Below are 21,700 nucleotides of genomic sequence, written 5' to 3'. Positions count from 1 at the left end.
CCGCACCCTGGGTACTATTCCACGCTGACCTTGATCCGCTGAACCACGTTATTGCCCATGCCTTGGTAGTTCCACGCCGGTTCCAGCGGCTGCACCGCGCCGCTGGCATCGGTGGCACGGCAGGAGAGCTCGTGTTCGCCGGGATCGGCCACCCACGGCATCGACCACGCGCACCAGGCGAACGGCGCGGCCGGGTGCTCCAGATGGGCCGCGGCCCACTTTCCGTCGATCCCGACGTCGACGCGCTGCACGGCCTCTTGACCGGACCACGCCCGGCCGGTCAGCATCACCGGTCCGCGGGGCAGGATCCGTTTCCGGGTGAAGAAGTCCGGGACGCCCGGGGGAACCATGAGCGAGCGGACCTTTATCCACGTGACCGGGGTGCCGGGATCGTCGGCATCCTGCTGGTAGCGGTACGCCACGGCCTGCTGGAAACCATCATAGGGCTTGGTCAGGACCCTGATCGAGGACAGCCACTTCACGCTCGCCATGCCGTACCAGCCAGGAACCACCAGCCGGAGCGGATAGCCGTGCTGCGGCGGCAGGTCTGCGCCGTTCATCCGGTAGGCGAGCACGACGTCGGGCCGCAGGGCCTCGCCGATCGGAAGGCTCCGGGCGAACTGCTGGGTGACGCCACCTTGGACGCCGGAGTCCGCCCCGGTGAAGAGCACCTCGACGGCGTCGTCCTCCACACCGGCCTGGGTCAGCAGGTAGGCGAGCGGGACGCCGGTCCACACCGCGGTGCCGATACCCTCCAGGACCCACGGCTGGCTCAACGGGCGGGGCCGCAGCAGGGACCGGCCGTTCCCGGCGCACTCCAGGGTGACCGGGAGGGTAATGCTCGGTGCCCGGCGCAGGGCCCGCATGCTCAACTCCACCGCCCGCTGCACCGCGCCGCCGATTTGCAGATGCCAGTGCTCGAGGTCGATGAACGGGATGTCGAAGTGGGTGAGCACATAGTGCAGCCCGGGCGGAGTGGTATCGATCTGCAGGGCCTCGAGCGGCATGGAATGATTCCGCACGGCGAGCTGAAGCTCGTCCGCTGTCAGCGGGCCGTGGCTCGGCTCGCCGGAGTGCGGCGCGAGTCTCCGGTCCTGCCGTCGCGGACTTTTCAGAACTCCGGAGTGTCTGGACATTTGCTTTGGCATGGCGTTGCGATTCTTCTTTGCACGGATACTTCTGTGCGCTGGCCGGTTGCTGGCCGGCGTCACCCTGAAATCAGGTCTACGCCGCGGCCCGGAAACCGTCAACACCGGGACAGGCCGGCCCGTCAGGCTCCGCGAGGAAGCTGGTGTGCGGGCTACAGCGTGTGCGCCTCGGCCAAAAACTGCTCCAGGCTCAGCGGTTCGCGGCCCGTCAGCTCATGCACTGCCGACGTCGGGCCGGCCAGTTCGCCGGCCGCGATGGCCGTGTACGTGCTCACCCAGGCGTCCACCTGCCACGGCGGCGCGCCGTAGGAGGCGCGGGATGCGTAGGCCTCCGCCAGGGTCTCGTTGTGGAAGGTGATGGCCCGGCCGGTTCCGGCGGTCAGGAGTTCCGCGCCGCGGGCCAGCGAGATGTTCTCCGGTCCGGTCAGATCATAGGTCCGGCCCACGTGCAGGGCCGGGTCCCGCAGAACGGTGACGGCCGAGCGGGCAATGTCCGCCCGCGAAACGGCCGCCATGACCCCATCCCCGGCCGGCCCGCGGATGACGCCGTCTTCCCCGGCCAGCAGCGGCAGGAAGTCCAGGTAGAAGTTGTCCCGCAGGAACGTGTAGTCGATGCCGGAGGCCCTGATGCGCTCCTCCGTCGCGAAGTGGTCCCGGCCCAGGGTGAACGTGGAGTCCTGCGCCGCGCCGAAGAACGAGGTGTACACGATGTGCTGGACGCCCGCTGCCGCCGCGGCGTCGACGAAGGCGTAGTGCTGCTGCAGCCGGTCCTCGGCCTCGGCGGCAGAGACCATGAACAGCGTTTTCGCCCCGACCAGCGCAGCCTTCGTTCGCTCCTGATCGGCGTAGGTGGTCACGAAGGGGACCGCACCTTCGAGAACAGGCGCCCGGGCGGCGTCCCGCACTAGGAGCCGTTGTTGGCTTCCGGCCTCGGCCAGCAGTCTGGCCACCAGGCCGCCCAGGTGGCCGGTGGATCCGGTTACGGCGAGCTCCGGCGCGTTGGGCATGGGCCTAGGCCTCGCGGGAGGCGGGTGATTTGGTCTGCGCGGGGTCGCGTTCGGCCAGCGAGCCGATGACGGCGTCGATCTTGTCCATGATCACCGCGTCCAGCTTCACGCCCGCGGCCGCCACGTTTTTCTCGATCTGCTCCGGCCGGGACGCGCCCATGATCGCCGAGGCCACGTTCTTGTTCTGCAGCACCCAGGCGATGCTGAGCTGCGCCATGGTCAGCCCGGCCTCCTCCGCGATCGGCTTGAGCTGCTGGACGCCGGTGAGGACCTCGTTGGACATCCAGCGCTCGATCATCCGCGAACCGCCCTTTGAATCCGTCGCGCGGCTGCCTTCGGGGGCCGGCTTGCCGGGGTGGTACTTGCCGCTCAGCACGCCCTGCGCGATCGGGGACCAGACGATCTGGGACAGGCCCAGCTCTTCCGACGCCGGAATCACCTCGGCCTCGATCACCCGCCACAGCATGGAGTACTGCGGCTGGTTGGAGATCAGCTGGAAGCCCAGTTCCTTGGCGAGGGCATGGCCATCGCGGATCTGGTTGGCCGTCCACTCGCTGACCCCGATGTACAAGGCCTTGCCTTGCCGCACGATGTCCGCGAAGGCCTGCATGGTCTCTTCCAGCGGCGTCTCGTAGTCGTAGCGGTGAGCCTGGTAGAGGTCCACGTAGTCGGTCTTCAGCCGCCCGAGGGAGCCGTTGATGGATTCCATGATGTGCTTGCGGGACAGGCCAAGATCGTTGTGGCCCTTGGGCCCTGTGGGGCCGAAGACCTTGGTGAAGATTTCCAGCGACTCCCGGCGCTCGTCCTTCAAGGCTGCGCCGAGGACCGTTTCCGCCGCGGTGTTGGCGTAGACGTCGGCCGTGTCGAAGGTGCTGATGCCGGCGTCGAGCGCGGCCCGGACGCACTGGGTGGCGACGTCGTTCTCCACCTGGGAGCCATGGGTCAGCCAGTTCCCAAACGTGATTTCTGAAATCTTGAAGCCGCTGTTCCCGAGGTATCTGAATTCCATGGTTTCCAACGTAGCGGACTTGCCTGCCCGGGGTAAGGGCTCAGCCGGCCTTGCGCTCCTGGGCCGGCTGTTTGGCCCTCCCGGCAGGAAGGCTGCCGCGCAGCGACACGAGCGAGCCGGTATCCAGCAGGGACTTCGCCGCGGGCATGGGCGGCTTTTTGAATGCCGGTGGGACGGCGCCAAGTGTGCCATTGGTGTCCGTGGCCGACTGCACCAGGGCGGAGACTTCCTTGATGTCCCCTGCCGGTGCCATGGGGTTGGGCAGGTCCCGGACGGTGACCCGGACTGCTTCGGCTCTGGCCCTTGCGGCGGCGCGGGCATCTGCCCGAGCCACGGCGGCCGCCCACTCCGGCGTCAACGCAGGCTCCTTCTTGCCCGCATTCCGGGCAGGGCGGCGCGGCTTCTTCGTCGCGGCCGGGTGCGCGGGCTTTGCGGCCTTGGCCGGCTCGTTCGGCGCCCGATTTTCCCGTACTGCGGGGCTTGCGCGGAGGAGCCCGGCGACGGCAAGGACAACGACTGCCGCCAGGCGCCCGATCCCTGCGAGCACGAGGGTGGCGGCTAAGACCATGAAAAGTCCGAGGAACATGAAAAACGCCACGCCGAGGGTCCCGAAAAAAGTTAGGTTCAGCGCAATGGTTGTTGGATCTTCCATGTCACCTCTCCTGGCCGGCCTGCTGCAGCGTGGTCCCTGCCGCAAGCACGTGGCGGGCAGGAACCCCCTTAACAATACGTACTTTTCGCTGGCCGCGTGCCGCCCCGGGCGGTCCCGGCGAAGATGTGTCAAAGCCGTTATCCGCCAGCGGGGCACGGCCCTGCCGTCCCGGCGTCTATAGTCAGAGGCAGCCCCGCCGGCGCCGTCCGGCCCCCTGGAAGGACACCTTGTGACGCACGCCGCAGCAGCCGATTCCGAGCCCGCCGGCGCGCCCGGCGCGGACCGGCCCGTGAGCAGTCCGGCCGCGCCATATGAGGGGAACTGCCCGTGCCTCTCCGGCGAACTGTATGTCCACTGCTGCGGCCGGTTCCATCGCGGAGATGCCGAGGCGCCGACGGCGGAGCAGCTCATGCGCTCCAGGTACAGCGCCTTCGTGGTCCGGGACGCAGATTACTTGCTCCGGACCTGGCACCCGGACACGCGGCCCGCGGAACTGGAGTTTGATGCCGACCTGCAGTGGCGGCGCCTGGACATCCTTTCCACCAGCCGGGGCGGCCCGCTGGACAGTGACGGCGTGGTGGAATTCGCGGCGCACTACCGGCACGATGGCGAGCCCGCTGTGCAGCGGGAAACCAGCCGCTTTCTCCGGGTGGACCGGCGCTGGTATTACGTGTCCGGCGTCGTGTCCGGCTGACGCCTCCGAGCTAGGCCCGGCCTAGCGGTGCCCGGGCTCGCGGCGTCCGAGTGAGGAGTCCCCGACGGGCTGGTCCTGGACCGTTGCCGGGCTGAAGCCGGCCCGATCCACCTTGCGGTGGAAACGCATGCCCGCGAGGCCGCCCAGCACGGCGCCCACCAAAGCCACCAGGGCCACGACAATCGCCGCGATGATGCTCAGGGTGTTCAACTGGCCCTCGTTGATGGGGATGCGCGGGAAGCTGTTCAGGTTTGCCAAGATGTTGAAGCGCTGCCCGGCCACCAAGCCCAGCACGGCGACCACGATCGCGGCGATCAGGGCCCAGATCCAGACCATGAAGCCCTGTCTGGCGCCGTTGAAGCGTGCCATCCGCCCGGCCACGTACCCGCCGCAGTAGTAGGCGATCAGGAGGATCACCAGCAGTACGATGATGCCGGCCAGCCCGACCGTCTGGTTGTTGGAGGCCTGGTCTACGGCGTCGTTCACATCGGTGTTGGTGGCCAGTCCGACGGCGGTCCCGCCGGCCGCAACCAGTGCGGTGAGCAACACGGCCGTACCCGTGGCCGTGAGCCAGCCGAAGAATGCTGAGCCGACTTTGATGCCGCCGAACTGTTCCTTCTCGCGGGCCACGACCGTTTGGCGCGTGGGGATCTCTTCGACGACGGTGTCGACAGCAGCGCCGTGGGGGGCTGCGTCGTGGCGGACGGCTGTAATTGGCCCGGTCGTGCCGTCTTCGTGCGTGGTGTGACGTGTCGTCTTGTCGTCGCCGCCTGCGGTGCTGCTCATGAGGGTTGCTCCCTTTCGCTGAATGACCGGGCACCGTAGGGGTGAAGGTCTGGCATCCACCTAACCACGGCGGAATCCGGATAGCAAGGGTGCTTACTATCTGCGGCAGGGGCCCTTCAGCGGTACTTGCGGTGCAGGTCTTCCCGGACCGAGGCGCGCCGGCTGGCGTCCGCGATCCACGGACCGGTCCCTTCTGACTGGTCAAGGATCCCGGCCTCCAGCCAGGCGTAGTCGCCGGCCAGGGTTTTGCGGGCCAGGGCGTGGTCGGCGTCGTCGGTGTTCCGCCACAGCCGGTCGAAATATTCGTCGACGCGTACACGGGCCTGTTCGCAGTAGGCCTCGGCGAGTTCGTACGCGGAGGCGCCGCGTTCCGGCTGGGTCCGCAGCAGCATCTCGGCGCGGGAACAGCAGGCCGCCATGGCAAAGAGCTCCGCACCGATGTCCACGATCCGGCCCAGGAACGCCTGCTTGTGCTCAAGCTTCGCCTGCCAGCGGCCCATTCCGTAGAAGGTCTGCCGCGCCAGGCGCCGGGAGGAGCGCTCCACGTAACGCAGCTGTTTGGCGAGCCGGCCAAAGTCGCTGTAGGACCGCGGATCCATGCCCGCGCCGGCCACGAGTTTAGGCAGCCACTTCGCGTAGAAGCCGGACGCGCCGACGGCGGCCTTCGCCTTGTCCGATAGGCGGGCGTCCTCCGAGGCGAGGTCTCCCGCGGCCGCCAGGTGCGCGTCCACGGCTTCGCGGGCGATCAGCAACTTCATGATTTCCGAGGACCCCTCGAAGATCCGGTTGATCCTCATGTCGCGGAACTGCTGTTCCGCGGCGACGGCGCGCTCGCCGCGGGCTTCGAGCGAGTCCGCCGTTTCAAAGCCCCGGCCGCCGCGGATTTGCACGAGTTCGTCCGCGATGAGGCAGCTGATCTCCGTGGACCACAGCTTGGCCAGGGCTGCCTCGATCCGGATGTCCTTCTGCCCGGCGTCGGCCATTTCGGCGGAGAGTTCAAACACGGCGTCCAGGGCGAAGGCGCTGGCCGCGATGAAGGCGATTTTCTTGCCCACGGCCTCATGCTGGCCGATCGGGCGACCCCACTGGGTGCGGGCGTTGGACCATTCGCGGGCGATCTTCAGGCTCCACCGGCCCGTGGCGACGCACAGCGCGGGGAGCGAGAGCCTGCCCGTGTTCAGTGTGGTGAGGGCGATCTTCAAGCCCTGTCCTTCCCGGCCCAGCCGGTTGGCGGCGGGGACCCTGACCTGATGGAAGCGGGTCACACCGTTTTCGATCCCGCGGAGCCCCATGAAGGTGTTGCGGTTTTCCACGGTGATGCCGGGGGAGTCCATTTCCACTATGAACGCGCTGATGCCGCCTTTGTGGGCGGTCCCGTCCGCATCGGTGTGCGGCGGCACGAGGGCCATCGCCACGACGAGTTCGGCGATGACGCCGTTGGTGGTCCACAACTTGACGCCGTCCAGAACGTACGATTCGCCGTCGTCGGAGAGGACGGCCGTGCTGCCCATCCGGGCGGGGTCGCTGCCGACGTCGGGCTCGGTCAGCAGGAAGGCGGTGATGGCTCCGGCGGCGCAGCGGGGCAGGTATTCCCGCTTCTGGGCTGGGGTGCCGAAGACCTTGACCGGCTCCGGGACGCCGATGGACTGGTGCGCGGACAGCAGGGCGCCGAGGCTTGGGTGCACCGATCCAAGCAGGGCCAGCGCGCGGCCGTAGTACACGAGGGTCAGGCCCAGGCCGCCGTATTCGCGGGGAATCTTCATGCCGAACGCGCCGAGCTCGGCAAGCCCCTTGAGATAGTCGTCCGGGATCCGGTCGTCGCGCTCGATGGCGCGCCCGGACATCGTGCGGCAATAGTCGGTCAGCCGGGCCATGAAGGCTTCGCCGCGTTCGACGTCGTCGGCGGGGGCCTCGGGCCACGGGTGGATCAGGCTCAAATCGAAGCTGCCAAGGTAGAGGCCCTTCGCGAAGCTGGGCTGGTTCCAGCTGGTCTCGCGGGCGGCCTCGGCAATGGCCCGGGCGTCGGCGGCAGTCGCGTCGGGGCCTATGTGGTCCGGCGCCCCGGCGGTCTCCGGCGCCGGGGTCTCCGGCGCCGGGGTGCCCGGTGTTGGAGTGTCTGGAGTTGGAGTGTCGGGTGCGGTGGCGGGGTCTTCAATGGCGGAGCTCACTGGGCATCTCCTCTAACCGGGTGGCCGGCTCGAGCCCTGGATCCGCCGCGGGTGGAGGACCCTTCAGCTGTCCCGCAATACTACTCGCGGGTAAGTGCCTGTGCTAGGGGAGGCCTGACCCAGGTGGTCGGGCCGGAAGTCCGTGCCGAAGTCGACCTGGAAATCGGCGGGCAACTCCACAGTTGAGGCATGGCGGACCAGCCGGTCCCAACCGTGGTTGATGCCGTGGACCAGGCCAATTACCGCGCCAGCCACGAGGTACCAGGCGAGCCGGCCCACGCCGACCAGAACCATGGCCGCGAACGCGGACACCATCATGAAGGCGCCGATCATCAGGGCGAACACGAGGGTTCCAATCACCACCATCGTGCCCGTTTCCACTGCGCTTAGGTCGAACTGCATTCTTCCCCCTGCACCATCGCTTCGGTTGAATCAGTAGCCCGAGCGTAGGGTGCCGGAGAGGTGCTGAACTAGGGTCCTTTGGACGTTCGTGGCCTCTTGATACGGGATCGAGATGCTACCGGGGCGTAGGTCACGGCGCGGTTGCGGCACCCTCACCAATCCCGGGTGTCACGGCCGCCTGAAGGCAACGTGGGCTTACTCCGCGCCCATTCCGGTGCCGTGAATGGGTCGGATCTGACCCCGTGTTGGTACGGCGGGTGTTAATCGTCGTGCTCCGGGCCGCTCTGGCTCAGGACCTGGAAGTCCGTTCCGAGTGCAACTTCAACCTGGGTGCCGTTGCTGAGGCGCACTTTCACCTCGTAAGCCGCGCCGTCGTCGTCGCGTTCCACTTTCGTGACGCTGCCCTGGCCGACCTTCGCCAGTGCGGCGCTTGATGCCATCGCGCGGTCGGCGTCGGTGAGCGCGGGACCGTCGGACTCGCCGTCGAGCTCCAGGTCGCCGGCGCTGAGAACCGCGGCAGCCGGATTCCAGGACTGGAGGACCCTGACTTGCTGGGACGCCGCGACCGCCACTGACGCTCCGCCCAGCAGTACCGCTGCAGACGCTGCCCCCGTGATCCACATCGTTCTCTTCCGCATGGTCGTCTCCTTTCAGCTGGTCATTCAAGTGTGCGCCGACATAGGGGAGCACACAACGACGAATGCGGCCGGAGCCCTGCGTTAACCTTGTAGCTGGCAGTTTTTCGAATTCGCTGCCCGCAACACCACCCCAAACCATCCTCTGGCAGCCGAAGGAGAGTGCGTGTCCCGCTCCGCCGTGTCATCAGCCGACGCCATCAGCGCCCGGCTCCGGGACCTCGAGCTCCTCACCAAAGGACCTGCCTGGGCTCTGACGCGCTCGGCGCCGTGGGTGATCGCCGTGCTCCAGGCCTCCTTCACCCGCACCCGCGCCCAGCTGCCCCTGGAACAGTTCCACGCCGACGTCGACGCCTTCCTCGAGCAGCTCCGCCGGCAGGCCCCCGGCACGGGAGAGCAGCACAGCGGCTCGGCCAACGGCGCACTTTCCGGAAAGAAATATGCGGACGAATGGACCCGCAAGAACTTCCTGACCCGCCGGAACCAGTCGGGCCAGATCGTCTACGAAGTCACCGAGCCTGCTGCCCGCGTCCTGGCCTTCCTGGACAGCCTGTCGAGCGAGCGGTCCACGCTGAACGGCTCCCGGCTCGGCACACTGCTCGGCGACGTGGAGAAGCTCGCCAACGAGACCAACCCGGACCAGAGCGCACGGATTGAATCACTCGAAGAGGAGATCGACGAGCGCCGCCAGCTGATGGAGGACATCAGCTCCGGGGACTTCGACGGACTGCTCGACGACGACGAGGCCGTGGAGGCCGCGGGCAACATCCTCGATCTCGCCGCGAGCCTGCCCGCGGACTACAAGAAGATGCGTGACCGGATTGAAGAGCTCGTGGGGGAGCTGCGCAACCAGATCATCGAGGAATCCCTCAGCAAAGGCGCCACCATGGCCCAGGTGCTCGAGGCCGACAAGCGGCTGCGGCAGAGCCCCGAAGGCCGGACGTTCCGGTCCTTCACCGCGTTCCTGGAGGACCCGCAACAGCAGCTGAGGTTCCGGTCGGCGATCGGCGAAGTGCTGAGCCGGCAGTTCGCGGACGAGCTCAGCCACGAGGAACGCGAGACCCTCAAGAACCTCGTGGCCGAACTCCGCAGTCAGCACAGCCAGATCCAGCGGATCTATGGCAAGCTCAGCGAGAGCCTCAACACCTACGTCCAAAGTGACGACTTCCGGCAGTCGGTCCGGCTCCGCAAGGTCCTGCGGGAGGCCGAGCAGGCCATCCGTTCCCTCCCGTACGAGCGCGAACGGCCCGGCCTGGTCCGCGGTCCGGTGTTGTTCAGCGCCGGCTTCGAGTCCCTGGCCATGGTCAAGCTCTTCGACCCGGACGAATTCGCGGCTCCGCCGAAGCTGGCCGACCCCATCGCGTTCTCCGACTCGGACCGGGCGCGCTCGCCCCGGACCGCCAAGGCCAAGCCGGAAGCCATCCGCGCCGCGCTCGCAGGGGCCTCAACCCTGACCGAGGCATGGGCGCAGCTGCCCGCCGGGGAACGCCACATCAACTCCATCCGGGCCCTGCTTTCGCAGACCCTCCACGAAGGCGCCGGCTTCGACCGCGGGGCCTGGGGGCCCATCGAATTCGAACAAATCGACGGCACCACCCGCACCGCCTACCTGCCTGTCGTCACGCTCGCGAAGGACTGACCATGACCGAAGAGACTACGACAGAGACTACGACAGCGGACCTGCAGTCCGCGCCCGCGCCAGCGGACAACGACGGCGGCCATGTCCGGAGCGAGCCCTTCACCGTCACCCCCCGGGACACATTCGTCGACGGCGCCGCCCTCTTCCCGGGCGACACCGGCGTGCTCCCGATGAAAGTCCGGCAAGCGCTCGTGAAGCTGCTCAAGGGCCCGTACATCGACGGCGGCCGCGACGAAAAACTGTGGACCACGCTCCTGGACAACCAGCTGATCCTGCGCAGCCGCCTCTCCGAACTATTCCTGACACTGCAGCTGGACCACGAACGCAAGGTCGCCGTCCTGCGCCCCGTGGACCCCGAGGCGATCGGCGGCAGCACCCGTTCCAGCATCCTGCGGCAGCAGCGTGCCCTGAGTCGGGTCGAAACCATCGTCCTGCTCCGCCTGCGCCTGCTCCTGGACCGCCACGTCACCGCCCAGACGGACCCCACGATCACGCGCGAGGAAATCGCCGAACTCGTCGCCCACTACCAGCCCACCGGCCAGCAGGACGCCCTGCGCGATGCCGACGTCGTCAACCGCGCCATCACCAAGCTCCTGGCCCGCCAGCTCCTCCTCACCACGGGCCTGGACGAGGTCTACACCATTTCCAACGCCCTCCCCCTGGCCCTCCCGTTCGAAAACATCGGCGACATCCCGGCCCAAATCGAAGCCCTGGTGGCAGCCAGCACCGACAAGTCAGGAACTGAGCCACTCCTAGAGCTCGACGACACTCCTCTGCCCGGCTCAGCCGCCGAGGATGAGGGAGACGAACCGGACGGTGGCGACGACGACGACGCAGCAGCCGACGCCGCCACCGAAGGTGACCCGAACAGCGACGACGACGGCGATGCCGCCCCGGGAGTGGCATCGGGCCTGTCGGAGCCGGACGGCCTGCTGCTTGCAGCAGAGCCGTCCGGCGAAGGGGCGGGGGCGGCATCGCCGTCGGCGTCCACCGCAACCACGAACACGGAGACCAGCAAGTGAGCATCGCAACCATGCTGCCGATGGGCGAGCTCACCAACCCCGGCCAGATGCGCCTCGCCCTTGTCCAGGTGGTCAACTGGGGCACATTCCATGGCGCCCACACGATGCACGTGGACCGCAACGGCACCCTGCTGACCGGCAATTCGGGCGTCGGTAAGTCCACGCTGTTCGATGCGATGCTTCGGGTTTTCGACGCCCGTCCCCGCTCCAACGAAGCTGCTGCCCAGCGGGCCGGAGGCGCTGTCGAGGACAAGCGCACCACGTTCACGTACATGCGCGGCAAGGTCGGCGACAAGGCAGTCGGCGAGGGCTCGGCGAGTGCGTTCCAGCGCCCCGGCGCCACCTGGTCCGCCGTCGCGCTCACGTTCGACAACGCCGCCGGCACCCGGGTGACGGTCTCGGCGCTGTTCGACCTGTCCAAGAACGGCACGGAATCCAGCGTCGGCCGGTACTACGTGATCGACAACAAGCCGCTGGACCTCGCCGCCATCGAGGGCATCGCGGAGAAGCGGTTCACTAAGTCAGCGCTGGACGCGATCTTCCCGGACGCCCAGATCTTCGACGTCCACAAGGCCTTCGCCGAACGCTTCCGCCGGCTTCTCGGCATCAACTCGGATCAGGCCCTCCCGCTGCTGCGCGTCATCCAGGCCGGCAAGGGACTCGGCGGCAGCGTCAACACCTTCTTCCGCGACCAGGTCCTCGATGCCCCCGCCACACTGGCTGCAGCGGACGACGTCGTCGAGGAATTCAGCAACCTCATGTCCATCCGGCAGCGCCTCGAGGACGTCCGGCAGCAGCGCGACCAGTTGGCTCCCGTCCCCGGGCTGAACAAGGAATACGCGCAGGCGCTGCTGGACGCGAACCGGCTGCGGGACCTAACCGGTGAGGAATTCGAGGCCTACAAGCAGCAGCTCGCTGTCACCGTCCATGAGAAGACCCTGGCCCGGCTGAAGAAGCTCGCCCAGGCGAAGGCCAGTGACCTTGCCGCCGAACGCGCTGTCCGCGACGGCTTCGCCAAGGAACTGCGCCAGCTGGAAGGGGAGTACAACAACCAGGGCGGCAACGCGATTTCCGCGATCGAGCAGTCCCTGGAGAACGCCCGGGTGGGGCTCAAGCTCCGGCAGGAGGTGGAGGAATCGACCCGCAAGGCGCTGACCGACGCCGGGCTCGAACTCCAGTGGTCGGCCGCCGGCTGGGAACAGGCCCACGAGCACGCCGCGGCGCGCTCGGCGGAGCTCCAGGACGATTCCGAGGCGCTCAAGGAACTGCGCTTCGAGGCCTTTGACGTCCACGCCACCAGGAAACGCGAACTCGCCGCGGCCCAGCAGGAGCTCGTCTCGCTGAAGACGCGCAAGTCGCTGCTGCCGCCGTCGAGCATTGAAAACCGCAGCGCCATTGCGGCCGCCACGGGCGTGCCCGAGGAGCAGATGCCCTTCGGCGGCGAGCTGATCGACCTCGCCGAGGGCCAGGAGCAGTGGCGCCCGGCCGCAGAGCGCGCGCTGCGGAGCCTGGCCACCACGCTGCTGGTCCCGGGAGAGCACTTCGCGGCAGTCACCCGGTACCTCAACGACCATTCCGTGCGCGGGGCGCTGCGCGCCGTGGACGTCTCCCGGCCCCTGGCCGGCGGCGCGCTGGCCGTCGAGGACGTGGTCGATGGCGATCTGCTGACCAAGCTCAGTTTCCTCACCGACGCCGGGCCCCACTCGGAGGCGCTTGCGCAGGGCAGCGCCTGGCTGCGCGAACGGATTGCCCTCGACTTCGCCTACCCGTGCGTGGAAGATCCGGACGAGCTTGCCGGCCTGGACAAGGGCCTGAGCCTGGGCGGCGTGGTGAAGCGCAACCGCCACACGGTGGAAAAGGATGACCGCTTCACCTCCCGGCAGGACTACGTCCTCGGATTCGACAACGCCGCCAAGCTTGAACTTGTGGCGGGCCAGGTTGAGGACCTGCAACAGGAGCTGGCCAAGGCTGCTGAACTGGCGCAAACCCGGGAAGAGTCACACCAGGGCATGACCCGGCAGCTCGACGCCCTGCGCCGTGTGGCAGACGACCACCGGCCTTGGGAGCAGGTCTCGGCCGCGGTGGCCGCGGAGGAGCTCGCCCGGATCGAGCAGCGCCTCAAGGACGCGCTCGCCGCGCAGGCGGACCTCGAACCCCTGCGCGCCAGCATCGAAGCCGCGCGGCACAAGCACCAGTCCAGCACCGAGGCCGCGGCCGTGCTGCAGAGCGAGTACAAGGCCCTCGATGCGCGCATGACCGCAGCTGATTCGCTGCTTGACGCCGCACGCAACCGGCTGGCCCAGGCGCCGCCGTCGGACGCCGGGATCGCCGCGCTGGAACCGTACTTCACCGGTTTCGGCGACGTCCTGGAGATGCACGAACTCGACAACCTCGCCAACCAGGTCCGCACGCGGCTCCTTGCAGAACTGCATGGGGCCGAGTCCCGCGGGCAGGCTACCTCGGAGCGCCTCACCCGGATTTTCGAGGGCTTCGTCCGGGAATGGGGCACGGCGATTTCCGCGGACCACGGCACGTCGATTGGCGCCGCGGGGGAGTTCGAATCCCGTTACCACGCGATTGTCAGCGACGGGCTGCCCGCACAGGAGGCCGAGTTCCGGCAATTCTTCAACCAGCGGACACACGAATCCTTTTCCACCCTGCTGCACCTGCTGGACGAAGAGCGTCGCGCCATCACGAGCCGCATCCTGCCGCTGAACGGGATCCTGTCCGAGGTCAACTTCCACGAGGGCAGCTTCCTGGAACTCGACATCAAACAGACGCTGCCCGCGACGGCGAAGCAGTTCAAGGACGCCATCCAGAATGCGCTCAAGGTCCGGCATACCCGGCCGGGCAAGGCAGCCACTGCGGCGTCCGCCGCGGTGTCCGGGGCGGAGACGGACGACGACGCCGAGCTCACCACCCGCTACAAGTCGCTCGAAACGCTCGTGAAGCGGCTCGGTTCGCAGACTCCCGAGGACCGGCGCTGGCGCGCCGAGGTGCTGGACGTCCGCGGCCACCTGTTCATCCAGTGCAAGGAGCACCGCGAGGTCCAGGGCACCGGGCCCAAGGGGGCAGGGACGGGGCCGAAGAAGACCGAGGTCTACATGCACGCGGACACCGGCTCCATGTCCGGCGGCGAGCGGCAGCGCTTCACCGCGTTCATCATGGCCGCGGCGCTGAGCTATCAGCTGGGCATCGCCGAGCAGGGCTTCACCACCTATGGCACCGTGATGATGGACGAAGCCTTCGTGCTCGCCTCCGAGGAATTCGCCGGGGCGGGCATCAAGGCACTGCACGAGTTCGGCTTCCAGCTGCTGCTGGCCGCGCCGGAGAACGTGATCGACCTCTCCCGGCACCTGGGGTCGGTGACGGAGATCCTGCGGGACAAACGCACCAACCGCTCAGGCGTCCTGACAGCCCCCGTGATTGCCCCGCGTGCGGGGACCGAGGGCACGTGGCGGTCCGAGGCGAACCCCGTGGACATCGTGCTGCGCTGACCCGCATTGGAGCGTGGCGGACGCACGTCGGCATCCCATCATTGCTGACACTCGCCGGTGGCTGCTGCGGCTCCGTGGGTCAGCCACCTTCGGTTAACCCACGCTTTCCCTGACGGCTTTTTGGGGTGGCTAGTGTGGGCGGGTGGGTTCATTTCCTTTGCTTCCGGATCGGGGCGGGCGGCGGGTCTTTATTGCCTTGGGGGATTCCTTCACCGAAGGTGTGGGGGACTACGATCCCCGGTTCCCGAACGGCGTGCGGGGCTGGGCAGACCGGGTCGCGGAGAAGCTGGCCAAAGCGCAACCGGGGTGGGAGTACGCCAATCTGGCCATCCGCAGCAAACGGCTGCGCCACATCATCGGCGAACAGCTCGGCCCTGCCCTGGCCATGGAGCCGACCCTCGTCACCCTGTACGCGGGCGGCAACGACATCCTGGATTTCGGCACGGACATCAGCGCCCTCATGCAGGACTACGAGTCCCTGGTGGCTGCGCTCGCCGACACGGGGGCAACGCTGGTGTTGTTCACCGGCTTCGACGTCAAGGTCTCCGCACTGCTGGAGCCGCTGAAGAAACGCAACGCCTTCTACAACCGGCGCGTCCGCGAGATCGCCGGCCGCTACGGCGCGGTGCTGGTGGACTACTGGTGCTTCGAGGCATTCCATGACCCGCGGATGTGGGATTCGGACCGGCTGCATATGTCCAAAGCAGGGCACAAATACCTTGCCTCACAGGTCCTGGATCACCTCGGCGTGCCCCTCAAGATCAAGCCCAAGGAGTGGGAGCCGCCGGTCAAACTTGGCCTGCGGGAGTGGGAACGCCGGCAGCGCCGCTGGGTTCACGACTGGGTGCTGCCCCTGTTCGGACGCAAGCTCCGCGGCGTCACCCTCGGCGACCAGCTCCGGCCGCGCTGGCCCGAACCCGTGAGGGTCCCCCGCAAGGGCGGCCTGAAGAAGCTGCTGCAGAATCAGCGCGCCGGCGGCCGGACCAGCGCCGGGTAGCCGCCAGGACTCAGCTGTCCAGCAGGTTTTCGTAGCCCGGAGCCACCCTGTTGGCATGGAACTCCATGACCTCGAACTCAGCCACACCATTGACGTAGAACGGGTCCTTGGCCAGGGCAGCGTCAAGGCTGGCCCGGTCCGCGTTGGAGAGCAACAGGCCGCCGGTGCGGGGGATTTTGCGCCCCGCGACCATAAAGACGCCCTCGTCGAAGGCCGCCTGCAGCCACGTCACGTGCGCCGAAAGATGGAACTCCACGATGTCGTCGGGGACCTTATATGTCAGGGAGACTACGTACATGCGGCCAGCCTACCGGTAGCAGGCGGCGGACCGGCGGGGACTTTTCTGGACTTCCCCAAGCTGAAGTTGAATCGTCAAGCTTCCAGTCTCCTAGAATGTAGCCATGACCGAACCCCGCTGGCTTAACGCCGACGAACGCCGGGCGTGGCTTGCCCAGCTCAGCATCAACACCATGCTGCCGGCTTCCCTGGACACCCAGCTCCATGCCGCAGGCAAGCTTTCGCTGTTCGACTACAACGTGCTGGCGATGCTTTCCGAGGCCGAGGGGCATTTCCTGCCCATGAGTGAGCTCGCCGCGCGAACCAGCGCCTCCCTGTCCCGGCTCTCCCATGTGGTCACCAAGCTGCAGAACCGCGGCTGGCTTGAGCGCCGGCCGCACCCCGGCGACGCCCGCGTCACCACGGCGCACCTGACTGATGCCGGCATGGAGACGATTGTGAAGCTCGCCCCGGGCCATGTGGAGGCGGTCCGGTCACTGTTCCTCGACGCCTTGACCTCCGAGGACGTCGCGGACCTGGCCCGGATCGGCGAAAAAATCGTGGCCCGCCTCGACGACGACCACTGGATCCTGCGCGAGCGCTAAGCGCGAAAGCTGAAGCGCCGCCGTCGGGCATCCCCGTCTTTGTTGCTCGCGGCAACTGCTGGCAGACTTGACCCATGGATTTCACGTCCCGCTATGTAGCCCTTGGAGACTCCTTTACGGAAGGCGTCGGCGACGACGACCCGACCCGGCCCAACGGCGTCCGGGGCTGGGCGGACCGGGTGGCAGAGGGGCTCGGCGCCGCCGACCCGGGCTTCGGGTACGCGAACCTTGCGATCCGCGGCAGGAAACTCCGCCAGATCATGGCCGAACAGGTGGATGCCGCCGTCGCACTCAAACCCACCCTGGTCAGCATCTACGCCGGCGCCAACGACATCCTCCGGCCCAAGATCGACATCGATGACCTGCTGGCCGAATACGACACCGGGATCCGCAAGCTCACGGCCACCGGCGCCACTGTGGTGATGTTCACCGGCTTCGACGCGCGGGGCTCCAAGATTTTCGGCACCATGCGCGGCCGTACGGCCATCTACAACGAACTGGTCCGCGGCATCGCCGGGGACCACGGTGCCCTGCTGGTCGACTACTGGCGCTTCAGCGAGTACTACGACTGGGGCATGTGGGGCACGGACCGAATGCACATGTCCCCCGCCGGCCACGCGAACATGGCCAAGCGCGTCCTCACGGTCCTGGCACACGAGCACTCGATAGACGTCCCGCCCATGACTCCGGTACCTGAGCTCAGCCGTGTGGACGCCATCCGTGCGAATGCCCGATGGGTCCGCGAATTCGCCGGCCCGTGGGTTGTCCGGCGCGTCACCGGCAAGTCGTCCGGCGACGGCCTGGATCCGAAGTACGGCCAGCTAACCCACCTTTAGAACGGTAACCTAGGCGCGGAATCCCGGCGTCGCGAGCAGTTCCCCGGTACGGCGGACGGCGAGCACATCGATGTCCCAACTATCCGTGGCCCGGTGCAGCATCGCAGTCCCGCCCGCAACGATCGCGGTCGCGAGCACATCGGCCGCGACAATGCCTGCCGCGGCCACGGAGACCTGGGCGAACTCGGCGCCGCGGGAGCGGGCAGTCCAGATGTGGTCACCCCGCTCCGCCAAGCCCGACGTCGCAAGGGCCCGCCGGGCGCCTGGCCCGCCCAGCGCGTAGGCGGACAGCAGTGCCGAGCGGTCCAGCGGGTCAACGATCCCGGCCGCCCACGAGGCTCCGCTGCCCGGCACGGGCGAGCCCATGACCAGCACGTCGCCGCCGGCATTCAGGCACCAGTCAGTGATCCCCCGGCTCCGCAACACCTCACCGGCCTGCCCGATCGCGTAGCCCTTGATGATCCCGGAAAGGTCCAGCACGCCGTCGGGCCGCTCAGGGGTGAATGCGCCCTCCGTCATGAGTCGCCAGCTGATCGCGTCAGCGTAGCGGTCCCGCATCCCGGCGGATGAGTCCCGAAGGGAAAGCTCCCCGCGCGCCAGCCGGCTGGCCTCGGAATCGGGACGGTACAGGCTGAAGGTCTCATCCGCGCGGGCAAACACCCGTGCGACGGCGGCAGCTGCGGCGTCGAGCTCGCGCTCGCCGCCGCCGGCTGTTCCCGGGACGGCCGCTGTTCCCAAGGCTCTGGCAGGAACGGTCAGGCTGATGACGGTGCCCATGGAGCCAAAGGTCCGGGCCTTTAGGGCAGAGCCGGCCAGCTCAGAGGTTGGCTGCATCGAGGGCCGCCTGCAGGGAGTTCAAGTACGCGTCGCTGGTCACCGTGGCGCCACTGATGGTCTGCACGTTCGCGGACTGCGCTTGGAGCACCTCGTCGCGCAGGAGCGGGGCCGCTTGGTTGCTGATCTGCACGGACCTGCGTTCAGCATCTGTCAGCTGGAGCGCCGTGACGTCAGTGATCTTTCCGGCCTGCACTGTGATCTGCACCTGGACGGAACCGAACCGGGTTTGGACGACCGAGCCGGCGTACGTCCCGACGGCCTTGGCCGAGGCCCCCGTGGTGCCGGACGCGCTCGACGCGCCGGACGAGCCTGTTGATCCAGATGAACCTGTGGACCCGGATGAACCCGCCGAGCCGGATGTTGCGCTGGACCCTGTGGACCCGGTGGACCCTGTGGACCCTGTGCTGCCGGTGGTGCCGGTGGCCGTGCTCGCGACGGAGCTGCTGGTATCGGCTATGTGGACGCCCGACTGCCAGCCTGCAATGAGGATGCCTGCGGAGGCAAGGGCTGCTGAAACTGCTGCGCGGGTTCTCACCAGTCGAACCTTTCGTAGTGGAGTTGGTCTTCCCGGACGCCGGCGGCGCGGGCGTCCTCAAGCACGCTTTGCGCCCAGGCGGCGGGGCCGCAGACGTACACGTCGGCATCGGCGACGTTCGGGTCATAACTGGCCAGCCGGTGGCCGGCACGGACGGAGCTCTCCGGCAGCCATGTCCGGATGCCGGCCGGGCGGGAGCCGGTCAGGTGGAAGAGTGTGGCTCCGCGCTGCTGGCAGAGGGCGAGGATTTCCTCGCCCAGGTAGAGCTCGGATTCGCTGTGGCCGCGGAGAATGACCGTGGCGTCTCCGGGCTGGAACGGCGTGCTCTCCAGCAGGGCCCGGATCGGGGTAATGCCAATCCCGGCACCGACCATAACCACGTGGTTGCGGCTCCGCGCGGCCGTGCTGAACAGCCCGTACGGACCCTCCAGCGCCACTTTGGTGCCGGGCTTCAGCGCCGCCAGCTGGGCCGAACCCCGGCCCAGGTTGCGGACCGTGATCCTCAGTGTGCCCTGGCCGGCCGCGTCGAAACTGATGGGATCGGCGGACAAACTGAATGGATGCGGGTGCCACCACAGCCCGGGAGCCAGGAACCGCCAGATAAAGAACCGGCCGCCGCTGCCTGCTAGCTGGTCCAGGCCAAGGCCGGACATCTCGATGCTCACCACTCCGGGGGCCACCCGCACCACCCGCTTGACGGTCAACTGGTGCCTGAACGTTGCTACCAGCGGCCGCGCCACGCGGTAGTAGAGCAGGGCGGTGCCAGTTGCGATGCACAGTGCCAGCCAGTACCAACGTTGCCAGGTGCCTTCGGCAAAGAGGCCCCCCACGCTGAACTGGTGGGGGAGCGCGGTCAGGACCGCCGCGTACGTCAGGAGGTGAACGGCGTACCAGAATTCGTAAGGGAACCGACGTCGGACGGCTACCAGTGAGGTGACGACGACGGCGATGAACAGGAGCATGGATATGTAGGCCAGCCACATGTCCGGCACGAGGACCCACAGCGCAACCGCCTCGCTGACAGGATCCAGCCCTTCCGCCATCCCGTAGCCGGTCGCAACCAGGATCCCGTGCGCGAGCAGGAGGTACAAGGCAGGCTTGCCCAGCTTGCGGTGGAACTCGAGGGCGCGGTCGTGGCCGACTGTGTGGTCGATGAGCGGGATGCGGGCCGCCAGAAGCAGCATGAGAAGCACCAGGTCCATGCCGGCGAGGCCGGCCACAATCCCCAGCGCGGTGAAGGAGCCGGCTGGAGTCGAGAAGCCGGCCATTCCGCCGTCGGCCAGCCACAAAGCGACGGCGCCCGCCAGGGACGCCCAGAAAAGGACCGTCAGCAGATCCGCTCTCAGCAAACGCCGCCGGTGTTGCCCCCTGAAGGGGTTCACAGCGCCACGGGAGCTGCGGCGAACCTCGGGACGGCTCGTGAGAAGTTGAGTGTTCATGGATCCAGAATCGCGTCACTGCCTATCATTTGGCTGTGAGAATGCTTCGTCGGGCATATGACTTGAAAGCGCCCCGCCGCTCTGCAGGGACTCTCTGACGGGCACTGTCCTATACACCATTCAGCGACGGATTGGTCTTTAATTCGCCGAACTCGTAGACTTGGTAGGCGCTAGGTGGCGCGGAGCGTGCGCAATTGCTCCGGTTGGCAGGACCCGTCCGAGAAATCGACGCTCTTGTAGGCCGGTAGTTAGGGGCTCAAGTTGCGCGCATTCCTGTATTCGCCCAGCATCCCGGCACTTCGCAACGGCTGTCCAACGGACCGCCGCCGCCAGGTGCCCGTGGCCCACAATCTTCGCCGCAGTAAGGAACCAGACGGTTTGTGCCGTCTGGTTGAATGCTGCGGAAACCGACGGTTGGGGGAGGGAGCCGGATGCGGACGCCGCCTAACGCACGGTCGGCGGGAACTCCGTTTGCCGTTTCATTTATTTTTTGAGGAGAGTCGTCATGGCAGCACACTGCCAGGTGACCGGAGCCGAGCCGGGCTTTGGACACAGCATTTCGCACTCGCACCGTCGCAACAAGCGCCGGTTCGACCCGAACATCCAGAAGAAGCGCTACTGGGTTCCGTCCCTGCGCCGTAATGTCACGCTGCAGGTCTCTGCTCGTGGCATCAAGACCATCGACGTACGCGGCATTGACGTAGTCGTCGCCGCCATCCTGGCACGAGGAGTGAAGCTCTAATGGCAAAGGATAAGGACGTACGTCCGATCATCAAGCTGAAGTCGACCGCGGGCACGGGCTACACCTACGTGACGCGCAAGAACCGTCGTAACGACCCGGACCGTCTGGTCCTGAAGAAGTACGACCCCAAAATCCGCCAGCACGTCGAATTCCGAGAGGAGCGCTAAACACATGGCTAAGAAGTCAATGATCGCTAAGAACGAACAGCGTAAAGTTATCGTCGAGCGTTACGCTGCAAAGCGCCTCGAACTGAAGAAGGCTCTGGTTGATCCCAACTCAACCGACGAAGCTCGCGAAGCTGCTCGCCTCGGCCTGCAGAAGCTGCCGCGCAACGCCTCTCCGGTACGTCTGCGTAACCGCGACATCATCGATGGCCGTCCCCGCGGTACCTTCCAGAAGTTCGGCATCTCCCGTGTTCGCTTCCGCGACATGGCTCACCGCGGTGAGCTCCCGGGCATCACGAAGTCTTCCTGGTAATTCAGTACTCCTGAAGCCAATGGCTTGAAGAAGGGCCGGCAACCGTTTGGTTGCCGGCCCTTCTTGCGTTTAACGCCCGGTCGCGAATGCCTGGGGTGCTATGCCCGGCCGCGGTCTCTGCCGGTGGTGGGGTTGTTCGTTCGGTGGTGCCGCCGGCGGCGGCTGGTGTTGTGGTGATGCACTGCACAGTTGCGGGTGGGGGTGGTGGGGTGGGTGTTGGGGTGTGTGGTGGGTGGGTGTGGCCTGTGTTGGCGGGGTTTTGGGGTGGTGGGGCGGGTGTGTGGGGTGGAGTTGCGG

Annotated in this window: 21 protein-coding genes and 1 pseudogene; 10 read left to right on the top strand and 12 right to left on the bottom strand. The window is 67.2% G+C overall.

Annotation, left to right across the window (positions count from 1 at the left end; translation table 11 throughout):
• Nucleotides 1-14: 14 nt before the first annotated feature.
• The 4 genes from BLQ10_RS20800 to BLQ10_RS20785 form a co-directional block, all read right to left on the bottom strand.
• A complete protein-coding gene (locus BLQ10_RS20800; RefSeq protein WP_091564893.1) occupies nt 15-1,136 on the bottom strand; it encodes a sulfite oxidase in 1,122 nt (373 codons plus the stop codon).
• Between the two features lie 164 nt (nt 1,137-1,300).
• Nucleotides 1,301-2,155: an SDR family oxidoreductase gene (locus BLQ10_RS20795; protein ID WP_091564892.1), complete on the bottom strand. Its 855-nt coding sequence runs from the start codon at nt 2,153-2,155 to the stop codon at nt 1,301-1,303.
• A gap of 4 nt (nt 2,156-2,159) precedes the next feature.
• Nucleotides 2,160-3,164 carry an aldo/keto reductase family protein gene (locus BLQ10_RS20790; RefSeq protein WP_091564891.1) on the bottom strand — a complete coding sequence of 335 codons (1,005 nt, stop codon included), beginning with the start codon at nt 3,162-3,164 and terminating at the stop codon, nt 2,160-2,162.
• A gap of 40 nt (nt 3,165-3,204) precedes the next feature.
• Nucleotides 3,205-3,816, bottom strand: coding sequence for a hypothetical protein (locus BLQ10_RS20785; RefSeq protein WP_091564890.1), 612 nt, complete (start codon nt 3,814-3,816; stop codon nt 3,205-3,207).
• A 289-nt stretch (nt 3,817-4,105) separates the two neighbouring features.
• Here BLQ10_RS20785 and BLQ10_RS20780 point away from each other — a divergent pair, with 289 nt between their 5' ends.
• Nucleotides 4,106-4,510 (top strand): YchJ family protein, encoded by a 405-nt coding sequence (locus tag BLQ10_RS20780; protein ID WP_091564920.1) that lies wholly within the window; start codon nt 4,106-4,108, stop codon nt 4,508-4,510.
• Between the two features lie 21 nt (nt 4,511-4,531).
• Here the strand turns inward: BLQ10_RS20780 and BLQ10_RS20775 are convergent, their stop codons facing one another.
• The 4 genes from BLQ10_RS20775 to BLQ10_RS20760 all read right to left on the bottom strand — a co-directional run bounded on the left by BLQ10_RS20775 (nt 4,532) and on the right by BLQ10_RS20760 (nt 8,504).
• The gene (locus BLQ10_RS20775; protein WP_091564889.1) at nt 4,532-5,296 is read right to left on the bottom strand and encodes a hypothetical protein; all 765 of its coding nucleotides are present in this window, start codon (nt 5,294-5,296) and stop codon (nt 4,532-4,534) included.
• Between the two features lie 116 nt (nt 5,297-5,412).
• Nucleotides 5,413-7,344: an acyl-CoA dehydrogenase family protein gene (locus BLQ10_RS20770; RefSeq protein WP_254785706.1), complete on the bottom strand. Its 1,932-nt coding sequence runs from the start codon at nt 7,342-7,344 to the stop codon at nt 5,413-5,415.
• A gap of 183 nt (nt 7,345-7,527) precedes the next feature.
• The gene (locus BLQ10_RS20765; RefSeq protein WP_091564888.1) at nt 7,528-7,866 is read right to left on the bottom strand and encodes a hypothetical protein; all 339 of its coding nucleotides are present in this window, start codon (nt 7,864-7,866) and stop codon (nt 7,528-7,530) included.
• 260 nt (nt 7,867-8,126) lie between these two features.
• Nucleotides 8,127-8,504, bottom strand: coding sequence for a PepSY domain-containing protein (locus tag BLQ10_RS20760; RefSeq protein ID WP_139164309.1), 378 nt, complete (start codon nt 8,502-8,504; stop codon nt 8,127-8,129).
• A 163-nt stretch (nt 8,505-8,667) separates the two neighbouring features.
• Between BLQ10_RS20760 and BLQ10_RS20755 the strand changes: the two genes are divergently transcribed.
• The 4 genes and pseudogenes from BLQ10_RS20755 (at nt 8,668) to BLQ10_RS20740 (ending at nt 15,656) form a co-directional block, all read left to right on the top strand.
• Nucleotides 8,668-10,140 carry a DUF3375 family protein gene (locus BLQ10_RS20755; RefSeq protein WP_091564886.1) on the top strand — a complete coding sequence of 491 codons (1,473 nt, stop codon included), beginning with the start codon at nt 8,668-8,670 and terminating at the stop codon, nt 10,138-10,140.
• A gap of 2 nt (nt 10,141-10,142) precedes the next feature.
• A pseudogene (locus tag BLQ10_RS20750) lies at nt 10,143-10,904 on the top strand (DUF4194 domain-containing protein); the annotation flags it as partial.
• 254 nt (nt 10,905-11,158) lie between these two features.
• Entirely contained in the window at nt 11,159-14,659 is a 3,501-nt protein-coding gene (locus BLQ10_RS20745; protein ID WP_091564885.1) for an ATP-binding protein, read from the top strand.
• 142 nt (nt 14,660-14,801) lie between these two features.
• Nucleotides 14,802-15,656: an SGNH/GDSL hydrolase family protein gene (locus tag BLQ10_RS20740; RefSeq protein WP_091564884.1), complete on the top strand. Its 855-nt coding sequence runs from the start codon at nt 14,802-14,804 to the stop codon at nt 15,654-15,656.
• 10 nt (nt 15,657-15,666) lie between these two features.
• Here the strand turns inward: BLQ10_RS20740 and BLQ10_RS20735 are convergent, their stop codons facing one another.
• Nucleotides 15,667-15,954, bottom strand: a complete 288-nt coding sequence (locus BLQ10_RS20735) for a YciI family protein (protein ID WP_091564883.1) — start codon at nt 15,952-15,954, stop codon at nt 15,667-15,669.
• Nucleotides 15,955-16,057: 103 nt separating this feature from the next.
• Between BLQ10_RS20735 and BLQ10_RS20730 the strand changes: the two genes are divergently transcribed.
• Together BLQ10_RS20730 and BLQ10_RS20725 are read left to right on the top strand one after the other, a co-directional pair.
• On the top strand, nt 16,058-16,537 hold the full coding sequence (locus BLQ10_RS20730) for a MarR family winged helix-turn-helix transcriptional regulator (protein WP_091564882.1): 480 nt from the start codon (nt 16,058-16,060) through the stop codon (nt 16,535-16,537).
• Nucleotides 16,538-16,611: 74 nt separating this feature from the next.
• Nucleotides 16,612-17,373, top strand: a complete 762-nt coding sequence (locus BLQ10_RS20725) for an SGNH/GDSL hydrolase family protein (RefSeq protein ID WP_091564881.1) — start codon at nt 16,612-16,614, stop codon at nt 17,371-17,373.
• A gap of 9 nt (nt 17,374-17,382) precedes the next feature.
• On the opposite strand, the gene BLQ10_RS20720 is transcribed toward BLQ10_RS20725, so the two are convergent.
• From BLQ10_RS20720 to BLQ10_RS20710, 3 genes are read right to left on the bottom strand one after another with little or no spacing between them, the layout of a single operon-like run.
• Nucleotides 17,383-18,207, bottom strand: a complete 825-nt coding sequence (locus tag BLQ10_RS20720; RefSeq protein WP_254785701.1) for an FAD:protein FMN transferase — start codon at nt 18,205-18,207, stop codon at nt 17,383-17,385.
• Nucleotides 18,191-18,745: an FMN-binding protein gene (locus BLQ10_RS20715; RefSeq protein WP_091564880.1), complete on the bottom strand. Its 555-nt coding sequence runs from the start codon at nt 18,743-18,745 to the stop codon at nt 18,191-18,193. Before BLQ10_RS20715 ends, BLQ10_RS20720 begins: the two co-directional genes overlap by 17 nt.
• Nucleotides 18,742-20,184 carry a ferredoxin reductase family protein gene (locus BLQ10_RS20710; RefSeq protein WP_091564879.1) on the bottom strand — a complete coding sequence of 481 codons (1,443 nt, stop codon included), beginning with the start codon at nt 20,182-20,184 and terminating at the stop codon, nt 18,742-18,744. Before BLQ10_RS20710 ends, BLQ10_RS20715 begins: the two co-directional genes overlap by 4 nt.
• A gap of 505 nt (nt 20,185-20,689) precedes the next feature.
• Here BLQ10_RS20710 and rpmB point away from each other — a divergent pair.
• From rpmB to rpsN, 3 genes are read left to right on the top strand one after another with little or no spacing between them, the layout of a single operon-like run.
• On the top strand, nt 20,690-20,926 hold the full coding sequence (gene rpmB / locus BLQ10_RS20705) for a 50S ribosomal protein L28 (protein WP_011693744.1): 237 nt from the start codon (nt 20,690-20,692) through the stop codon (nt 20,924-20,926).
• Complete coding sequence (gene rpmG, locus BLQ10_RS20700) at nt 20,926-21,093, top strand: 50S ribosomal protein L33 (RefSeq protein ID WP_003798558.1); 168 nt, start codon at nt 20,926-20,928, stop codon at nt 21,091-21,093. The genes rpmB and rpmG overlap by 1 nt, the downstream gene beginning before the upstream one ends.
• A gap of 4 nt (nt 21,094-21,097) precedes the next feature.
• The gene (rpsN, locus tag BLQ10_RS20695; RefSeq protein ID WP_043485315.1) at nt 21,098-21,403 is read left to right on the top strand and encodes a 30S ribosomal protein S14; all 306 of its coding nucleotides are present in this window, start codon (nt 21,098-21,100) and stop codon (nt 21,401-21,403) included.
• Nucleotides 21,404-21,700: the final 297 nt, after the last annotated feature.

It is taken from the genome of Arthrobacter sp. ok362 (assembly GCF_900102785.1).
GTDB lineage: Bacteria > Actinomycetota > Actinomycetes > Actinomycetales > Micrococcaceae > Arthrobacter.
This window is presented reverse-complemented; position numbering and strand designations above follow the sequence as displayed.

Coding starts and splice junctions, on each gene's coding strand:
- rpsN (WP_043485315.1), top strand. CDS start 21,098: ATGGCTAAGAAGTCAATGATCGCTAAGAACGAACAGCGTAAAGTTATC.
- BLQ10_RS20730 (WP_091564882.1), top strand. CDS start 16,058: ATGACCGAACCCCGCTGGCTTAACGCCGACGAACGCCGGGCGTGGCTT.
- BLQ10_RS20735 (WP_091564883.1), bottom strand. CDS start 15,954: ATGTACGTAGTCTCCCTGACATATAAGGTCCCCGACGACATCGTGGAG.
- BLQ10_RS20710 (WP_091564879.1), bottom strand. CDS start 20,184: ATGAACACTCAACTTCTCACGAGCCGTCCCGAGGTTCGCCGCAGCTCC.
- BLQ10_RS20760 (WP_139164309.1), bottom strand. CDS start 8,504: ATGCGGAAGAGAACGATGTGGATCACGGGGGCAGCGTCTGCAGCGGTA.
- rpmG (WP_003798558.1), top strand. CDS start 20,926: ATGGCAAAGGATAAGGACGTACGTCCGATCATCAAGCTGAAGTCGACC.
- BLQ10_RS20785 (WP_091564890.1), bottom strand. CDS start 3,816: ATGGAAGATCCAACAACCATTGCGCTGAACCTAACTTTTTTCGGGACC.
- BLQ10_RS20790 (WP_091564891.1), bottom strand. CDS start 3,164: ATGGAATTCAGATACCTCGGGAACAGCGGCTTCAAGATTTCAGAAATC.
- BLQ10_RS20720 (WP_254785701.1), bottom strand. CDS start 18,207: ATGCAGCCAACCTCTGAGCTGGCCGGCTCTGCCCTAAAGGCCCGGACC.
- rpmB (WP_011693744.1), top strand. CDS start 20,690: ATGGCAGCACACTGCCAGGTGACCGGAGCCGAGCCGGGCTTTGGACAC.
- BLQ10_RS20775 (WP_091564889.1), bottom strand. CDS start 5,296: ATGAGCAGCACCGCAGGCGGCGACGACAAGACGACACGTCACACCACG.
- BLQ10_RS20800 (WP_091564893.1), bottom strand. CDS start 1,136: ATGTCCAGACACTCCGGAGTTCTGAAAAGTCCGCGACGGCAGGACCGG.
- BLQ10_RS20795 (WP_091564892.1), bottom strand. CDS start 2,155: ATGCCCAACGCGCCGGAGCTCGCCGTAACCGGATCCACCGGCCACCTG.
- BLQ10_RS20725 (WP_091564881.1), top strand. CDS start 16,612: ATGGATTTCACGTCCCGCTATGTAGCCCTTGGAGACTCCTTTACGGAA.
- BLQ10_RS20765 (WP_091564888.1), bottom strand. CDS start 7,866: ATGCAGTTCGACCTAAGCGCAGTGGAAACGGGCACGATGGTGGTGATT.